At 69.4% G+C, this 17,435-nt stretch carries 9 protein-coding genes and 1 pseudogene; 6 read left to right on the top strand and 4 right to left on the bottom strand.

Translation table 11 applies throughout. The features are described 5' to 3' along the window. Positions 1 to 12: 12 nt before the first annotated feature. A complete protein-coding gene (locus tag ACFSXZ_RS31745) occupies positions 13 to 1,053 on the bottom strand; it encodes an Lrp/AsnC family transcriptional regulator (protein ID WP_378269215.1) in 1,041 nt (346 codons plus the stop codon). Between the two features lie 57 nt (positions 1,054 to 1,110). Here ACFSXZ_RS31745 and ACFSXZ_RS31750 point away from each other — a divergent pair, with 57 nt between their 5' ends. Continuing rightward, positions 1,111 to 1,692 (top strand): sensor histidine kinase, encoded by a 582-nt coding sequence (locus ACFSXZ_RS31750; protein WP_378269217.1) that lies wholly within the window; start codon positions 1,111 to 1,113, stop codon positions 1,690 to 1,692. Here ACFSXZ_RS31750 and ACFSXZ_RS31755 read toward each other — a convergent pair. After that, positions 1,652 to 7,870: pseudogene (locus ACFSXZ_RS31755) on the bottom strand (SDR family NAD(P)-dependent oxidoreductase); the annotation flags it as partial. The gene ACFSXZ_RS31750 and the pseudogene ACFSXZ_RS31755 overlap by 41 nt on opposite strands. 290 nt (positions 7,871 to 8,160) lie before the next feature. Here ACFSXZ_RS31755 and ACFSXZ_RS31760 point away from each other — a divergent pair. Further along, the gene (locus tag ACFSXZ_RS31760) at positions 8,161 to 8,820 is read left to right on the top strand and encodes a response regulator (RefSeq protein ID WP_378269220.1); all 660 of its coding nucleotides are present in this window, start codon (positions 8,161 to 8,163) and stop codon (positions 8,818 to 8,820) included. A 176-nt stretch (positions 8,821 to 8,996) separates the two neighbouring features. Here the strand turns inward: ACFSXZ_RS31760 and ACFSXZ_RS31765 are convergent, their stop codons facing one another. Beyond that, positions 8,997 to 10,136, bottom strand: coding sequence for a glutathione-independent formaldehyde dehydrogenase (locus ACFSXZ_RS31765; RefSeq protein WP_378269221.1), 1,140 nt, complete (start codon positions 10,134 to 10,136; stop codon positions 8,997 to 8,999). A 173-nt stretch (positions 10,137 to 10,309) separates the two neighbouring features. Here ACFSXZ_RS31765 and ACFSXZ_RS31770 point away from each other — a divergent pair, with 173 nt between their 5' ends. Beyond that, positions 10,310 to 10,501: a hypothetical protein gene (locus ACFSXZ_RS31770; RefSeq protein ID WP_378269223.1), complete on the top strand. Its 192-nt coding sequence runs from the start codon at positions 10,310 to 10,312 to the stop codon at positions 10,499 to 10,501. Between the two features lie 14 nt (positions 10,502 to 10,515). On the opposite strand, the gene ACFSXZ_RS31775 is transcribed toward ACFSXZ_RS31770, so the two are convergent. Then, on the bottom strand, positions 10,516 to 12,927 hold the full coding sequence (locus ACFSXZ_RS31775) for a lysylphosphatidylglycerol synthase domain-containing protein (protein ID WP_378269225.1): 2,412 nt from the start codon (positions 12,925 to 12,927) through the stop codon (positions 10,516 to 10,518). Positions 12,928 to 13,142: 215 nt separating this feature from the next. Here ACFSXZ_RS31775 and ACFSXZ_RS31780 point away from each other — a divergent pair, with 215 nt between their 5' ends. Genes ACFSXZ_RS31780 through ACFSXZ_RS31790 form a run of 3 tightly spaced genes read left to right on the top strand, consistent with a single transcriptional unit; the run spans position 13,143 to position 17,380 of the window. Continuing rightward, on the top strand, positions 13,143 to 14,660 hold the full coding sequence (locus ACFSXZ_RS31780; RefSeq protein WP_378269226.1) for an FAD-linked oxidase C-terminal domain-containing protein: 1,518 nt from the start codon (positions 13,143 to 13,145) through the stop codon (positions 14,658 to 14,660). A gap of 48 nt (positions 14,661 to 14,708) precedes the next feature. Next, entirely contained in the window at positions 14,709 to 15,992 is a 1,284-nt protein-coding gene (locus ACFSXZ_RS31785) for an FAD-binding oxidoreductase (RefSeq protein ID WP_378269228.1), read from the top strand. A gap of 23 nt (positions 15,993 to 16,015) precedes the next feature. Further along, positions 16,016 to 17,380: a (Fe-S)-binding protein gene (locus tag ACFSXZ_RS31790; RefSeq protein ID WP_378270070.1), complete on the top strand. Its 1,365-nt coding sequence runs from the start codon at positions 16,016 to 16,018 to the stop codon at positions 17,378 to 17,380. The last annotated feature ends 55 nt before the right edge of the window (positions 17,381 to 17,435 follow it).

Below are 17,435 nucleotides of genomic sequence, written 5' to 3' on the forward strand. Positions count from 1 at the left end.
CCATGATGTCTTTCAGGTGAAGGTGGACCCGGACGGCCAGACGTCGGCCGGGACGACACGGCCCGCTCGGCCGTCGTCGAGCACGCGGTTGACCAGCTTGAGGTGCCGCAGGGTCAGCGCGCGACGAGCGATGTGGACCTCCGGAGCGAGCCGGACGATCTGGGACTCCAGCGCCTGGACCTCACCGGTCGAACGGAGCCACAGCACCACGACGAGGTTGCTGTTGTCCACCACGGTGGCGCACAAGCGAGTCTGGGGAAGCCGCGCCAGGCGCCTGCCCACGGCGTGGGCCGCGTCCGGCGGTGTGGCCAGCCACAACGTGACCTCGACCGGGAATCCCGATATCTCACGCGACATCTCGCATCGCACCACGTAGGCACCGTCGCCCAGCACCCTGCGCAGCCTGCGCCGGGCGGTGGCCGCGCTCGTGCCGACCCGTTTGCCGAGTTCCTCGTAGGAGGCACGGCCGTTGTGACTGAGGGCCACCACCAGCTTCCGGTCCTCCATCCGGAAAATCGCCGGCTTCTCCTGGTACGGCGCGGCCTTGCGCAGGCTGTGGGCCTGCTCGGGATCGAGAGCCTGGAGCCCCCAGCGGCTGCCGTCGGAGTACACCTCGGACGCGAGCGACACTCCGACGGTGCGGACACCGGGGAGCCGGTTCAGCCTTTCGACGACGTAGCGCGCGAAGGTGGCCAGGTCGGGTGTCCACACGAACAGCAGGAGGTCGCAGTTTCCCACGGTGTGGGCGATGTTCACGGTGTAGGGGTCGGCGAGCAGGGTGTCCGCCGCGTGCTGGATGCTGCCCGCGTCGGCGGTGATCGCGACCACGGCGAGCGAGGTCTTCTCCAGCAACCGCAACGATCCGCACACCGTGACCCAGGCCAGCCCCGCCGCCTTGAGCTGCTCCCATCGGCGGGCCGCGGTGATGGGGCTGATGCCGAGCACCCCGGCGAGCAGCCGCCAGGACGCTCTCGGGGCGATCTGCAACGCGTTGAGCAAGGCCAGGTCGAGTTCATCCGGGATGTCGTTTTCCTTCACGTAAGGCCCGCCCACGGTTGAAAACGTTCAGATTTTCGCCATGAGTCCGTCCGGTGGCACAGTATAGACTTCATGGACTATATCATTGTGCGCGAATTCGGCCGGGCGATAAGCCGGGAATTGCACGACGACATCGCGCAGGGGATCGCCGCCTCCGTGACCAGGATGGAGCTGGGGACGCATTACCTCGACAGCGGCGATTCGGCGGCCGCGCGGGCGAAGTGGATGGAGGCCAGGGAAATAGCGCGACGGACCCTCGTCGTGAGCAAAAGGCTCGCCACCCGTGCTCGCGCCTTCTTCACCGGAGATGTTCCGGTCATCGGCGAAGCGATGGAGGACTGGCACAAGCCACCGCGAGAAGAGCTATACCTGATCCTGCGCGAGGCCCTGAGCAACGCACTGGGCCATTCGGGAGCCGACACCATCACGATCCGGTTGTCGCTGGACAAGGACCAGCTGACGGCCACGGTGGAGGATGACGGAGGCGGAATTCCCGCCGACCGCGCGGACTCCGTCGCCAGCCTCGGGCTGCGCTCGATCTTCGAGCGGGCCGAACTGCTCGGCGGATCGGTCGCACTGCGTTCGGCGCCCGCCGAGGGAACCCGCGTCGAGGTCACCCTGCCGGTCCCGCTGGGCCGGAGCGGGACGAGCTGATCCGCTTGTGGCGGACCATTTCGTCGTGCAGGTGAGCGGCGAGCGCCAGTGGCGTCGGATGGTCGAGCACCAGGGTGGCCGGTAAGGACAGACGGGTGGTCCGGGTCAGCCGGTTGCGCAGTTCGATCACGGTGAGTGAGTCGAAGCCCAGATCGGAAAACGCTTTCTCCGGCTCCACGTCACCTGGTGCGTTGTGCGCGAGCACGGCGGCCACCTCACCGCGCACCAGTTCGACCATCAGCTCACGTTGTCTTGCCGGCGTTTCCGCGGCGAAACGGTCGGCGGGCGTGCCGGACCGGCCCTCAGGCCGCAGACGTGGCAAGGCCGGTGCGGGACGGCGCAGCAGGGACGGCGTGACGTCGTCCGGAGTGGTCCGCAGGCGCGCCGGAACCAGGCAGCCGAGACCGGTGTCCAGCGCGATGTCGAACAGGGAAAGCGCTTCCCCGGGCGGCATCGCGCGTACTCCGGTCGCGTCCAGCCGGCTGAGGTCGGTCGTGCTGAGGTCCCCGGCCATCCCCGCTTGTTCCCACATCCCCCAGGCCAAGGATGTCGCGGCGCGGCCGTGACGGCGCAAGTGCGTCGCGAGGCCGTCGAGGAAGGCGTTCGCGGCCGCGTAGTTGGCCTGACCGGGATGGCCGAGCACTCCGGCGACCGAGGAGAACACCACGAAAGCGCTCAGGTCCATCCCGCGCGTCAGTTCGTGGAGGTGCCACGCGGCCAGCGCCTTCGGCCCCAGCACGGTGTCCAGGCGATCCGGGGTCAGCGACGTGAACACCCCGTCGTCGAGGACGCCTGCCGCGTGGACGACCGCGATCAGCGGGTGACGGTCCGGCAGGCCGGCCAGCACGGCCTCCAGCGCCTGCCGATCGGCCACGTCGCAGGCGGCGAACCGTACCCGGGCGCCGTGCGTGGTCAACTCGGCGGCGAGTTCGGCGGCGCCCGGCGCGCTCTGTCCGGACCGGCTGACCAGCAGCAGGTGCCGCACCCCACGCGTGACGACCAGATGCCGGGCCAGCAGCTTCCCGAGCGCGCCGGTGGCGCCGGTGACCAGCACCGTCCCGTCGGCCGCGAAACGGGTGGGGGCGAGCGCTTCGGCCCGGTGCCGGACGAGCTTCGGCACGAACATCCGGCCGTGGCGGAGGGCGAACTGGCTTTCGCCGTGTGCCAGCGCGGCGGCAGGCACCGTGCCGTTCTCGGCGCTCGTGTCGACCAGGACGAGGCGGCCGGGGTGTTCCGCCTGGGCGGACCGGATCAGTCCCCACAGCCCGGCCGCGGTGACATCCACGTCCTCGTCGTCGGTGACCGCGACGGCGTGTGTGGTGACCACGACCAGGCGAGTGGTGGCGGACCGTTCGTCGGCGAGCCACCGCTGCACCTCCGAGAGGACGCGATGCGACTCCGCGCGAGTTTTCCCCGGTATGTCACCGTCTCGGTCGCGGGCGCCGCAACGGAGCAGGACGAAGCCGGGGCGTTCGGTGTCGTCCAGGTCGGTATCCAAGGGGAGCGGCACCGGTTCCCAGACCAGCCGGAACAGTGGTGCGTGCCCCGAGTGCAGCGTGCGAACCGGCACCTTCCGCGTCGTCATTTCGGCCACGGAAGCGACGGGCTGCCCGCTGCCGTCGGCGATGAGCAGGGCGAACCGGCCGCGCCCGGTCTCGGCCACCCGCACCCGGATCGTTGTCGCGCCGGTGGCATGCGGGCGGACACCGGTGAACGACGACGGCAGGACGACCTCGTCCGCGCTTTTCGGTTCCTGTGTGACCAGGGCGATAGCCGCGTCGAGCAACACCGGATGCAGGCCGAAGCCGAGCAGGTCGAGTTGTCCGGCCGGGCTGATCTCGGCGTAGACGTCGTGATCCGTACGCCAGAGCGACCGAACGCCGAGCCCGGCCATCCGGTCGTCCACAGTGGACTGTTCGGCCTCGGCTGGTGGCCAGGCATCCAGTGCCGTGCCGGCCCTGATCGGCGACGGTGTGAGCACGCCGGTGGCATGCCGCGTCCACGGTTCGTCGAGCCCGGTCCCGGCCGGTCGCGCGTGGACCGACACCTGTCGCCGTCCTTCGTCGTCCGAGGCGCTCACCCTTACCCGCAGGTCGAGTCCACCGGATTCGGGCAGGACCAACGGCGGGCCGAGGGCGAGTTCGGCCAGTTCAGCGCAACCGGCCCGATGCCCGGCACGGAGGGCGAGTTCGATGAAGGCGCTCCCCGAGGAGAGGACCGTTCCCGCGAGCCACGGGTGCGTGGACTGGGAAACCCGTGTCGTGAACACGAATCCCTCGCCGGGCAGCTCCACGACAGCGCCCAGCAGAGGGTGCTCGGCCGTCTCCAGGCCCGCACCGCCGACGTCGGCCCGGGGCTGCGGGGCAAGCCAGAACCGCCTGCGTTGGAACGGGTAGGTGGGCAGGTCACAGAGCCGGGCTCCGGGCAACACCGCCTTCCAGTCCGGGGTGAAACCGGCGGTGAAGAGGCTTGCCACCGCCGCCATGACGGTCTCGGGCCCTTCGGTCTCGGCCCGCATGGCGGGGATCGCCATCGCACTGTCGACTGTGGCCGAGACGTTCGGCGTGAGCGCCGGGCTGGGGGAGAGTTCGAGATAGGCCGTTACGCCGTGAGCATCGAGAGTGCGGACGCCATCGGCGAAGCGGACGCCGTGGCGGAGGTGATCGGTCCAGTAAGCAGGCGACGTGAGCTGCTCTGTGGTGGCCACTTCACCGGTCACATCGGACACGATCGGCAGGCGCGGCGGAGCGTAGTCAAGGCCGTCGGCGACCTTTCGGAACTCCTCCAGCGCACTGTCCATATGAGACGAATGGAAGGCGTGGCTCACCCGTAACCGTTTGGTCCTACGGCCCCGCGATCGCCAGTACGCGGTGAGATCGAGGACCGCTCCCGCGTCACCGGACACCACCACCGAGACCGGCGCGTTGATCGCGGCGATCGAGACGCGGTCGTCGATCAGGCCGGCCAGCTCCTCCTCCCGAACCTCGAGAGAGGCCATCATCCCGTCCGCGCGCGCGGACTGCATGAGCCGGGCACGAGTGGCGACCAGGGTGCACGCGTCGGACAACGAAAACACACCGGCGACATGAGCCGCGGTCAGCTCGCCGAGTGAATGCCCCAGCAGGTAGTCCGGGACGACACCCCAGGTTTCGAAAAGTCGATAAAGCGCGACCTCGACCGCGAACAGGGCGGGCTGGGTGTAGGCGGTGCGGTCGAGCAGCTGATGACCGGCCTCGGCGAAGACGACCTTCCGCAACGGCTGGTCGAGATGACCGTCGAAAGCGGCACAAACCTCGTCGAAAGCCTTCGCATAGGCCGGAAAGGCGGCACAGAGGTCCTGTCCCATGCCCTGGCGCTGGGTGCCCTGACCGCCGAACAGCACGGCGAGCCGCGCGGTCGTCGGGGGAGTGTGAAAGCGCTTACCCGTGGTCGTTTCGCGCAGGCCGTCGAGAAGCTTTTCCCGCGTGTCACCCGCGACGGCCGCGCGGACCTCGAACGCGGTGCGCCCGGCAGCGAGCGTGAATCCCACGTCGGCCGGATCGAGGTCCTCCCGTTCGGCCAGATACTCGCTCAACTGGACGGCCCGCCTGCGCAGTGCCGCCTCGTCCGGCGCGGATACCACCCACGGCACGGCACGCGGCTCGGTGCCGTCCGGTACTTCGTCCCGCGCGAAGTCTTCGAGGATGACGTGCGCGTTGGTCCCGCTGATACCGAACGAGGAGACCGCCGCCCGCCGGGGGTGGCCGGTGACCGGCCAGGGGACCGGACGGGTGAGGAGTTCGACCTCGCCCCCGGACCAGTCCACGTGCGGGGTGGGGCGGTCGACGTGCAGCGTCCGGGGGAGCAGTCCGTGTCGCATGGACTGCACCATTTTGATCACGCCGGCGACCCCGGCGGCGGCCTGAGCGTGCCCGATGTTGGACTTCATCGACCCCAGGAGGAGCGGACGACGGCGATCACGGCCGTAGGTGGCGAGGATGGCCTGTGCCTCGATGGGATCGCCGAGGCGGGTGCCCGTGCCGTGGGCCTCGACGGCGTCGACGTCGGCGGGCGTCAGTCCGGCGTCCGCGAGCGCCTGCCGGATGACCTCCTCCTGCGCGGGCCCGTTGGGCGCGGTCAGACCGTTGGACGCGCCGTCGGAGTTGATCGCGGAACCCCGCACGACGGCGAGGACGCGGTGCCCGTGACGGCGTGCGCGCGAAAGACGTTCGACGACGAGCACCCCGGCTCCTTCGGCGAGCCCGAAACCGTCGGCGCCGCTGGAAAAGGCCTTGCAACGGCCGTCCGGCGCGAGGCCGCCGTAACGGGAGAATTCGATGAACATCCCCAGCGTGGGCAGGATCGTGACGCCCCCGGCGAGCGCGATTTCGCAGTCACCCGCCCGAAGTGCGCGGGTCGCCAGATGGAGCGCCACCAGCGACGATGAGCAGGCAGTGTCCACTGTGACCGATGGTCCGCGGAGGCCGAGGGCGTAGGAGACGCGACCTGAGGCCACGCTGCCGGTATTGCCGGTGAACACATAGCCGCCGTAGTCCGACCCGGAATCCAGGCGCGGCCCGTACTCCATCGTCATGACGCCGGTGAACACCCCGACGCGACCGTCTTCGACGGAGGTGGGGTCGATTCCGGCGTCTTCGAGGGCCTCCCAACAGGTTTCCAGCAGGACGCGCTGCTGCGGGTCCATCACCACGGCTTCACGGGGGGAAATGCCGAAGAAGCCCGCGTCGAAACTGTCGGCGTCGTCGACGAATCCGGCTTCGCGCTGGTAGTAACGACCCGGCTCGCCTTGGGGTGCGTAGGCGGATTCCGTGTCCCAGCCACGGTTTTCCGGGAACCGCGACACCACGTCGGCCCCGGTGGCGACCAGTTCCCACAGTCGTGCCGGGCCGCGCGCTCCGCCCGGGAAGCGGCAGCCCATGCCCACGATCACCACCGGATCGGCGGCCGGGACCGGCGTGGCGGCCTTGGCGATGTTCCCGGTGACCTTCGCGCCGCCGGTAAGCCGCGTGTGCAGGAATTCCGCCACCCGGGCCGGAGTCGGATGGTCGAAGGTGAGCGTGGCAGGCAGATCCAGGCCGGTGGCGGCGGCGACCCGGTTGCGGACCTCGATCGCGGTCACCGAGTCGAACCCCAGTTCCCCGAACGATCGCGTCGCCCTGACCGCGGACGGATCCGCGTGGCCAAGCGCCGCCGCGACCTCCCGGCACACCAAGGCCACCAGCGATGGGCGGTCGCTCGCCCGCACCTCGGCCAGCGAACGCTGGAACCGGTCGGGCCGGTCGCGGCGCAGGGAATCGTGGACCGTGGCCGGGATCGCGGTGGATTCGACGGTTTCCTGGATCGCCGCGGTCAGCACCGGATGCGGGCTGACCTCGATCAGGACGTGGTGCCCGTCGGCCAGCATCGCGCGGGTCGCCTGCTCGAACCACACGGTGTGGCGCAGGTTGGCACACCAGTAGTCCGCGTCCAGCGGCACGTCCCCGGGCAACCGAGCGCCCAGATGCGCCGAATAGAACGGCAGACGCGGCGCACGGGGGCGGATCGGTGCCAAGGCCTCGCGCAACCGCGGCAGGATTTCGTCGATGTGGGGCGAGTGCGCGGCCAGCTCTATCGTGACGGGGCGGGCATGGATGCCTCGTTCCGTCAACGTCGTGACGAGTTCCTCAGCGGCGTCCGCGTCTCCGGAAACGATCACGCTCGACGGCCCGTTGAGTGCTGCGACGGCCAGCGAATCGCCCCATCGCTCCAGGGAAGCCCGCACGGTATCGGCCGGCGCGCGCACCGAAACCATCTTGCCCCGGCCCGCCAGGCGGCGCTGTGCCTGGCTCCACAGCGCCACCACGCGCGCCCCGTCCTCCAGGGACAACGCGTCCGCCACCACCGCCGCTGCCACTTCGCCCAGCGAGTGCCCTGTCACGGCGGTGGGGTGCACACCGTGCGAGATCCACAACCGCGCGAGGGAGACCATGACCGCGAAAAGTGCCGGTTGCACGACGTCCGCGCGTTCCAGCGTCACCGCCGGATCACGGGTCACCTCCAGCAGCGGCCAGTCGATGAAGGGGGTCAGCGCTTCGGCGCACTCGTCCATGCTCGCGGAGAACACCGGGGCCGAACGCGACAGGTCTCGCGCCATACCGCTCCATTGCGACCCCTGACCCGGGAAAACAAAACCCACACGCACGAAAAAAGGCAAGCAGCCGGTAATCGGCGGTGTCAACCGAAGCGGAGGAGCGCGGCGAAGTTTCGAGAAGTTTCGGGCGGGTTCGGTGCGCCGCCGTGTTATTAACGGAAGGAGTCAATACGACTTTACGCCAATCGTGCCCCGACCTTTCGCCTGGAAACCCTGGTCGCCCAGGCGGTTCCGGCGAGCTCGATCGCGCACCGCCACCATTCGCGTCACTCAATCGGCTCTTGCGAGGCAGGGGCTTTTACCAGTGGAATCGTTCTCAGCGTCAGGTGGGAGCCGAAATGTCGGGGAGCCGCTACCAGGTGGTGATCGCCGACGATCATCGCCTGTTCCGCGACGGTGTGGCCGAGATGTGTGACGGCGAGCCCGACCTCGAGGTGGTGGGCCAGGCGGGCGACGGGGCCGAGGCGATCGCCGTCGTCCGGCGGACCGGCCCGGATGTGGTGCTGCTCGATGTGGAAATGCCCGGCCCGGACGTCAGGGAGGTCCTGCGGGCGTTGCTGAACTGCCGTCCGGCGCCCCAGGTCGCGGTGCTGACCATGCACGAGGATCCGCGACTGGTCAACGAACTGATGGCGATGGGGGCGAGCGCCTTCATTTCGAAGGACGTGACGCGGCAGGAACTGCTGACCGCGATCCGGTCGATCTGCAAGGACCGCGACCACGTCGTGCTGTCCATCTCCCGGGAGACCATGAAACAGCTCCAGGGGCCGGTGAACGGCCCGCTCACCGCCCGCGAGCTGGAAGTGCTCGAACTCGTGGCGAAAGGCTTCCAGAACGCGCAGATCGCCGCGAACCTCTATATCTCGGAAGGCACCGTGAAACGGCACCTCACCAATATCTACCTCAAGCTCGAGGTGCGCTCGCGCATCCGCGCGGTGAACAAGGCGGTCGCGATGGGCCTGCTCACCGGCGGCGACGGGCGCACCCCGGGCCGGTAGAGGCGCGTGTCAGGCTGTGTCTCAAAGTGCGCGCGATCGGATTTGGGTAGCCAGGCCGTGGCTTCGAGCCGGCCCTCACCACCGCAGGTCGGCGGCCCGCCTCCCCAAATCCGAGGCCTTCGGCACCCGCGCGCCCCTCCTCACCTCAAGCGAAAACACGGACTTCGGTATGCGCGCTAGTCCTGGGGGTGCAGGACGACCTTGGTGTAACCCTCGACGCGCTTGTCGAACTTCTCGTAGGCCATCGGGCCCTTGTTGAGCGGGAATTCGTGTGACACGACGAAACTCGGCTTCGCCCGGCCCGCGATGATGAGGTCGCGCAGATGCCTGTTGTACCGCTTCACGTTGCACTGCCCGGTGCCCATGCGCAGGCCCTTTTCGAAGAACCGGCCGACGGAGACCAGCAGCTTGCCCTGCTTCGCGCTCTCGTCCGGGCCGCCGGGGTCGGCGGGCACGTACAGGCCGGGCACGCCGAGCATGGCCGTCGGCCGCACCGTGTCGATGAGGGAGTTCAGCACGATCGCCGGTTCCTCACGGCCCTGGGTGTCCGCCTGGGCCTGGTAGCCGACCGCGTCGACGCCCTTGTCGGTGCCCTCGCCGTTGGTCTGCTCCTTGATCTGTTCGACCGGGCTGCCTTCGGTGAAGTTGATCGGGATCGCCCCGATCTCCTCCGCCTTGGCCAGCCGTTCGGCCACCCGGTCCACCACGAACACGCGGGACGCGCCGCGCAGCAGGGCGGAGTAGGCGGCCATCAGGCCGACCGGGCCACCGCCGTAGACCGCGACGCTGTCGCCCGGTGACACCTGCGCGAGTTCGCAGCCGTGGTAGCCGGTCGGGAAGATGTCGGCCAGCAGGATGAAATCCGTTTCGTGCTCGGTGCCCTTCGGCAACTTCAGGCAGTTGAAGTCGGCGTAGGGTACGCGCAGCCGTTCGGCCTGACCGCCGGGCCACGGGCCCATGGCGACGTATCCGTAGGCGCCGCCGGCGAACCCCGGGTTGACCGTCAGGCAGAACCCGGTATAGCCCGCCACGCAGTTCTTGCAGAATCCACAAGCGACATTGAACGGCATGACCACTCGGTCGCCCTCCGCGATGGAGGTGACCCCTTCGCCGACCTCCTCGACGATTCCCATGTTCTCGTGCCCGAACACGATGCCCGGCTCCGCGGCCGTCCGGCCTTCGTACATGTGCAGGTCGGAGCCGCATATCGCGGTGGAGGTGACGCGGACGATCACGTCGTTCGGATGTTGCAGCCGGGGGTTCTCGACCTCTTCGACAGCTACCTTGAACGGTTCCTTGTAGACTATTGCCTTCACGCCCGCACCTCCGATCGACGATCATTTTCTCGCGCGACGAACGACACAGTCGCTTTATCCGTGGCCGCGGCGTAACCTTTCGCGGAGCCTTGGCGTACTGCCACGTTTCGCCGTGCGTGGCGGAACTTCCATGCTTCGCGCACTTTGGACGGTAGTCAAGAGGAGTACAACTGATGAAACGTAGAGCGTCCCTGCTCGTTCCGGTCTCCGGACTGTCCGGTACGACATATCCGGCCGGAACATCGGTGATCATTCAGGGCCGCGGCGCCGCGGTCGACGGTTTCGTCGATGGCGACTGGCTTCCGCTGGCGTGGTGGGAGTTCACTCAGGGCGATATCGAAGAAACCCCCAGTACCAAAGCTTGATCGGAAAAGGAACGTCAAATAATCGCGCGGTGCTGGAGATAACGGAAGGTCGCGATACCGGGCAGGACCGGTAACCAGTAGGTCAGCAGGCGGGACGTGAGCACCGCGGCGACCGAGGTCGTCGGCGAGATGCCGAGCGCGACCAGCCCCCCGACCATGAGCGATTCGACCGCGCCCAGTCCGCCCGGGGACGGGATGATGTGGCCGAAGGTCTGGCCGATCACGAACACGGTGAGCACCGCGAAGACCGGCACGTGGGGGTCGAACGCGGCCAGGCTGGCGACCAGGCCGAGGCCGGACACCGCCAGGTAGGCGGCGGCGCCGCCGAACAGTTGGGCGGCGCGCACGGGCTGCCGCAGCGTCGCCGCCAGATTCCGCATGATGCGCACGGCGGGCCGCACCACCTTGCGCCTGCCGTACGGCGAGGCGAGGACGGCCCCGGCCGCGACCACCACGACGCCCGCGCCGACCAGCACGGGCAGTCCGTGCGGGATGGAAATGCCGGTGAGCATGCCCGCGGTGCCGAGCCCGAACGCCCCCACGACCGACCAGATCCCGCCGACGACGCCGGTCGCGGCCACGTTGAGCACGGATACGCTCACCGCCTGCGACCTGCGGATGGACAGGCGTTCCATGAAGGCGAGGTTGATGCCGAAGAAGCCGACGCCACCCGGCGTGGTGCGCCCGGTGAACGCCGCCGCGAGCTGCACGGCGGTCGTGCGCCAGAACGGCAGCGGCGCGTGGCTCGAACCGACGACCGAGATCCCGGCGAACAGGATCGCCACGAGACCGGTCAGGACGCTGATCCCCAGCCACACCGGCTCCGCCCGCGTCAGCGACTCGCGGATCGAACTCAGGTTCGCCAGCTGGGGCAGCAGCGTGTAGATGGCCGCGCCGGACAGGAAAAGCCCGATCACGGTGGCGGGACGCAGCGGCGACCGGAAGGTGGGGAGCGGCCGCCCGATGTGTTCGGCGAGCGTTTCGCGGAGGTCGGTCAACGTGTAGCGCTCGTTCGCGACCTGCTTCCGGATCCGGCGCGGCAGGGCGAGGGGCTGAAGGTAGGACAGCGCGGCTTCGAGCTTCTCCGACGGGAGTTTGGCGGCGGCGGTGGTCACGGTGCGCTCGACCCCGACGAGTGAGGTGACCGAGACGAGCGCTTCGGCGACGTCCTGCGCGGTCCGGCTGGCGGCGGCACCGGCCTTCGCGAGGGTCAGGTTCAGCAGCCAGGGCGCACCGTGGGCGTCGACCAGGATGTTCTTGGCGCGCAGGTCGTGGTGCGCGATCCCGGCTTCCCCGAGTCGTCCGACGTGCTCCCACAAGGCCCCGAGCAGGGAATCGGTGATCTCGTCCCGGCGAAGTTCGGTGAGCCTTCGGCCTTCGACCTGGTGCCGCACCAGCAGCGCGGACCCGTCGGGTGCCTGGCAGGCGAGCAGCACGGGCGGGGTGGGCACGCCACCCCGTTCGGCGAGGAGGGTGACCAGCGCCTCGTGCTCCGCTTCGTGGTATGTGCTCGACAGGCGCGGCTCGTCCTCGACATCGAGCGACGCCAGGAGACGCCGGATGCGGTACCACGGGCCGGCCCTACGGTGCAGCCGGCGCACGACCTCCACCCGCAACTGCGTGCCCTCCGCCGTGGTCACCGCGAATTCCAGGGGCCCGAGCCGGTGGGTGCGAACCGGTTCCACCGTCACCGGGGCCAGCCCGGCCGAGCAGAGGGCCTGCTGGACCGCCGCCGCGGAGGTCCGGCGCCCGGGGGCGCCGAAGGCCAGGTGGAAGCCGGCTCCGATGGCCCAGCCGAGGAACACGCCCCCGAAGGCGTCGACCGGCAGGCTGCGGCCGAGGTACACGCTGGACACGGCGACCAGGGCGGCCACCGCCCACGCGATGCGCCGGTAACGGGTCCTGAGGTAGGGCGCCGTCACCGCGACCATGGCCGCGGCCACCGCCGCCGCCACGGCGGGGAACGCGAAGCCGCCGTCACCGGGTAGCCGGACGCCGGGCACCAGCAGGGCGGGCGGAACGGACCGGTGACCGATGAGGCCGCCGGAGAGCCCCGCGAGCCCCCACGCCAGCACCCCGGCGGCCGCGCACTGGAGCGCGAGCCTGACCCGTTTGAGGTAGAGCGCGAGCGCCGCGACCAGGGCGATGCCGACCCAGCCGCCGAGCCAGTCCAGCACCCGCCACACCGGGGCCGACACCTCCGGGATCCGCCCGAGCTGGCCGAAGATGGCCGTCTCGACCGGGTTGAGCGTGGCGTGGAACGCCACCAGGGCACACAGGACGAACACGCCCAGGGCGACGAGCAGCACCACGAGGTCCCGGGGATGGCGTCCCAAGGACATGGCGGCCCCGCCGGGCCCGTTCGCGGGCGTGCCCGGTTTGCCGGTCAAGGGCTCGTCACCCAGTCTGTCGGTACCTGTCCTCATCGTCGAAGTGGTTGTCGTATCCAGTGTCGTCCAGAGACGCTCCGGTCGCTCGGCTGTTCCCGGCGGCCCTCCGTGTCCACAGTAGACACGTCAGGACCGGGCGTCCTCCCGGTTGACTCCGCCCGGGTGGCGTTCTACGGTTTCCGTTAGGCAGAGTGAAATTTTCGTACCTCGGAATCCTAGAAGCTCACAACCGCGGATGGCGAGGAAAGGCGATGCGGGCCCACGAAGTCCCGGACGCGGGACCGGAGCAGCGGACCACGGTGCGGCCCAAGGCGGTGATCGCGGCGCTGGCCGGGCGCCTGCGCGCCGAGCTGGGCCCCGACGCGGTGATCGACGACCACCAGCGTTTGCGCACCTACGAATGTGACGGTCTGGCGCACTACAAGGTCATCCCGGCCCTCGTGGTGCTGCCCTCCGAAGCCGGCGGGCTCGTGGCGGCCGTACGGGCCTGCGCCGAGGCGGGAGTGCCGTTCGTGGCCCGGGGCTCGGGCACCGGTCTTTCCGGTGGCGCCCTGCCCCACGCCGAAGGCGTCCTGATCGTGACTTCGCGGCTGCGGGAGATCCTGGAGATCGACCGCGAAAACCAGCGCGCGGTGGTGCGGCCCGGCGCCATCAACCTCGATCTGACCCGGGCCGCGACCCCCCACGGCTACTACTACGCGCCGGACCCGTCGAGCCAGCAGGTCTGTTCGATCGGCGGCAACGTGGCGGAGAACTCCGGCGGCGCGCACTGCCTGAAATACGGGTTCACCACCAACCACGTGACGGGTATCGAGTTCGTCAGCCCGGACGGGGAAACGGTCCGGCTGGGCGGCAAGGCGCCCGACGCCACCGGCTACGACCTGCTCGGTGCGTTCGTGGGGTCGGAGGGCACGCTGGGCATCGCGACGGAGGTGACGGTCCGGCTGGTGCGGCTGCCGGAAAGCGTGCGCACCCTGCTCGCCGCCTTCCCCGGCACCGACGACGCCGGCGCGGCCACCTCGGCGATCATCGGCGCCGGAGTGGTCCCCGCGGCGATGGAGATGATGGACGCGCTGGCGATCGAGGCGGCGGAGGCGGCCGTGCGCTGCGACTACCCGGCGGGCGCGGGCGCGGTGCTGATCGTCGAACTGGACGGCCCGGAGGTCGAGGTCGAGGAGCAGTTCGGACAGGTTGAGCGATACTGCCGCGAGCACGGCGCGTTCGAAGTCCGGATCGCCGCCGACGACGCCGAGCGGGCGCTGTTCTGGAAGGGCCGCAAGTCGGCGTTCGCCGCGGTCGGCCGGATCAGCCCGGACTACATCGTGCAGGACGGCGTCATCCCGCGCACCGCGTTGTCCGAGGTCCTGGACCGGATCGCGGAACTGTCGCGCCGCACCGGCGTCAGAGTGGCCAACGTCTTCCACGCCGGCGACGGAAATCTGCACCCGCTGGTGCTTTTCGACGACGACGTGCCCGGTCAAGCCGAACGTGCCGAGGAGGTGTCCGGCGCGATCCTGGACCTGTGTGTCGAATACGGCGGGTCCATCACCGGCGAACACGGTGTCGGCTCGGACAAGGCGAAGCACATGCCGAGCATGTTCACCGAAACCGATCTCGACACCATGCAACTCGTCCGCTGCGCGTTCGACCCGGAGGGGCTGGCGAACCCGGGCAAGGTGTTCCCGACCCCGCGCCTGTGCGGCGAGGTGCCGGGCCGCCACAAGGGCGCGCATCCGTTGCAGGAAGCCGGAATCGCGGAAGTCTTCTGAGTTGCGGTCCGAGTTGCATTCCGGGTTGTTTGTCGAGAGGCTTTTTTGATGAGCACGGTCACGGGGGACACCGCGGTGCTCGACGCCTTGCGGGCCGCCACCGGCGGTGAAGCCCGTCTCGCCGGTCCCGGTGACGAGATCGACGGTGTGGCGCCGACGTTCGTCGTCGCGCCCGCCGGGACAGCGGAAGCCGCGGAGGTGATGCGGATCGCCGCGGCGCGCGAACTCGCCGTGGTGCCGAGCGGAACCGGCACGAAACTCGCCTGGGGCGCGCCGCCCGCGCGTGCGGACCTGCTCGTCCGGACGCACCGGATGAACCGCGTGATCGAGCATGGCGCCGGTGATCTCGTGGTGCACGCCGAGGCCGGTGTGACGCTGCCCGCGCTCGGAGAACACCTGGCCCCGGCACGTCAGCGGCTCGCTCTCGATCCGGTGCTGCCACCCGGCACGACGAGCGCGGGCACGGTGGGCGGGGTGATCGCCACGGCGGTTTCCGGGCCACTGCGGCTTTCTCACGGCGCACCGCGCGACCTGCTGATCGGCATCACGATGGTGCGCGCCGACGGCATGGTCGCCAAGGCCGGGGGGAAGGTCGTGAAGAACGTCGCCGGCTACGACCTGGGCAAGTTGCTCACCGGTTCCTGGGGCACCCTCGGCCTGATCACCGAGGCGGTGTTCCGCCTGCATCCGTTGCCCGCGCTCGCGCGCTGGGTGGTGGCGCCCGCGCGGACGCCGGCCGAGACCTACGACCTGGTGCGGCGGCTGATTCACGCGCAGGTGGTGCCGACGGCGCTCGAAATCGACCAGCCCGCCGACTCCGCCGGGACGCTCGCCGTCGCGCTCGAAGGCATCCCCGAAGGAGTCGACGGCCGAGTCGCACGCGTCCTCGAACTGCTGGGGGAAGGCGCCCGGGTGAGCGAAAACGCGCCTGATTGGTGGGGACGTGCGCCGTGGGAGGGCGGGGACGTGGCGCTTCGCCTCACCCATGAGATCGCGGGCCTGCCCCGGCTCCTCGACGCGTTCGCGGAGACGGCACGGCGCCACGGACTGCGCGTGGCGGTCCGGGGTTCGGCCGGCGTCGGCGTGCTGCACGGTGTTCTTTCGGGAGTGCCGGACGCCGATCCGGCCGGGGTCGCCGCGGTGGTCACCGAACTGCGAGAGCAGGCGGCGGCCTGGAGCGGCGATGTCGTCGTCCTCGACGCGCCCCCTCCGGTGAAGGCGGCCGTCGACGTGTGGGGGCCGGTGCGGGGACTGCACCTGATGCGGCGGGTCAAGGACCAGTTCGATCCCGGGCACCGGCTCGCACCCGGACGATTCGTGGGAGGGATCTAGTGCCGGAGAACACTTTCGACGCCTTGGGTGCGGCCTCCGGTGGTGCTTTTGACGAGCACAACCCGCCATCGAAGGACATCGTCTCCGACTGTGTCCACTGTGGATTTTGCTTGCCCACCTGTCCCACCTACACGTTGTGGGGCGAGGAAATGGATTCCCCGCGCGGGCGGATCTACCTGATGGAGATGGGCCTGGCTGGCGAGCCGATGACACCGGAGATGGTGCGGCATTTCGACGCCTGTCTGGGCTGCATGGCCTGTGTCACCGCCTGTCCGTCCGGGGTTCGCTACGACAAACTCATCGAGGCGACGCGGGCGCAGGTGGAGCGCAGGTTCGACCGCTCGCCGAAGGACCGGTTGCTGCGCCGGGCGATCTTCGCCGTCTTTCCCTACCCCAAGCGCCTTCATGCGATGCGCGGGCCTCTGCGCGCCTATCAGGCCAGCGGATTGAGCCGCCTGGTGCGCCGCAGCGGCTTGCTACGACGCGTCTTTCCCGCGCTCGCCGCGCTTGAATCCCTTGCCCCGTCCATCGGCGCCTACGAGCGGGTGCCCGCGAGGGTGCCGGCACAGGGCACGAAGCGAGGCACCGTGGGCATGCTGCTCGGCTGTGTGCAGCGTGAATTCTTCCCCGGCGTCAACTCGGCCACCGCCCGAGTGCTCAGCGCCGAGGGATTCGAGGTCGTCACGCCGCCGGACCAGGGATGCTGTGGGGCGTTGAGCGTCCACAACGGTCGTGAAAAGGAAGCGAAGGCGTTCGCGCGAAGGTTGATCGATCACTTCACCCGGTCCGAAGTGGACTGGGTGTTGGTGAACGCCGCCGGCTGCGGATCGGCGATGAAGGAATACGGCGACCTGCTGGCCGATGACCCCGCGTACGCCGAGCGGGCACGTGATTTCGCGGCGCGCGTGCGCGATGTTTCGGAAATCCTGGCCGATCATCCCGCCGTGGCACCGCGGCATCCGCTGCCGGTCACGATCGCCTATCACGACGCGTGTCACCTCGCGCACGCACAGGGAATCCGTGCCCAGCCACGCGCGTTGCTGCGCGATATTCCGGAGTTGGAGGTGCGGGAGATAGCGGAAGGCGAGATCTGCTGCGGCTCCGCGGGAATCTACAACATCCTCGAACCCGGCACGGGCCGCGACCTCGGCGACCGCAAGGCACACAACGTGCTCGCCACCGGTGCGTCACTGCTGGTCACCGCGAACCCCGGTTGCCTGATGCAGGTGGCCTCCTCGGTAGGCCGGATCGCCGGTGAAAGCGGCCGCTCCCCGGGGATCCGGCTGGCCCACACGATCGAAATCCTCGATGCCTCGATCCGCGGATTGGCTACGGAAAGTGTAGGCAGCCCGATTGGCGGGAATGTTCCTTCGATGACTGCCCGATGACGGGCCGTCGGTTATTATTCAACAGCTCTTCTCGATGATTGGTCCTCAACGGTGA

Source organism: Amycolatopsis pigmentata, assembly GCF_042684065.1.
GTDB classification, from domain to species: domain Bacteria; phylum Actinomycetota; class Actinomycetes; order Mycobacteriales; family Pseudonocardiaceae; genus Amycolatopsis_E; species Amycolatopsis_E pigmentata.

Bases quoted from the DNA above. Each gene is read 5' to 3' on its own strand.
- ACFSXZ_RS31750 (WP_378269217.1), top strand. From the start codon at position 1,111: ATGGACTATATCATTGTGCGCGAATTCGGCCGGGCGATAAGCCGGGAA.
- ACFSXZ_RS31760 (WP_378269220.1), top strand. From the start codon at position 8,161: ATGTCGGGGAGCCGCTACCAGGTGGTGATCGCCGACGATCATCGCCTG.
- ACFSXZ_RS31770 (WP_378269223.1), top strand. From the start codon at position 10,310: ATGAAACGTAGAGCGTCCCTGCTCGTTCCGGTCTCCGGACTGTCCGGT.
- ACFSXZ_RS31775 (WP_378269225.1), bottom strand. From the start codon at position 12,927: ATGAGGACAGGTACCGACAGACTGGGTGACGAGCCCTTGACCGGCAAA.
- ACFSXZ_RS31780 (WP_378269226.1), top strand. From the start codon at position 13,143: ATGCGGGCCCACGAAGTCCCGGACGCGGGACCGGAGCAGCGGACCACG.
- ACFSXZ_RS31785 (WP_378269228.1), top strand. From the start codon at position 14,709: ATGAGCACGGTCACGGGGGACACCGCGGTGCTCGACGCCTTGCGGGCC.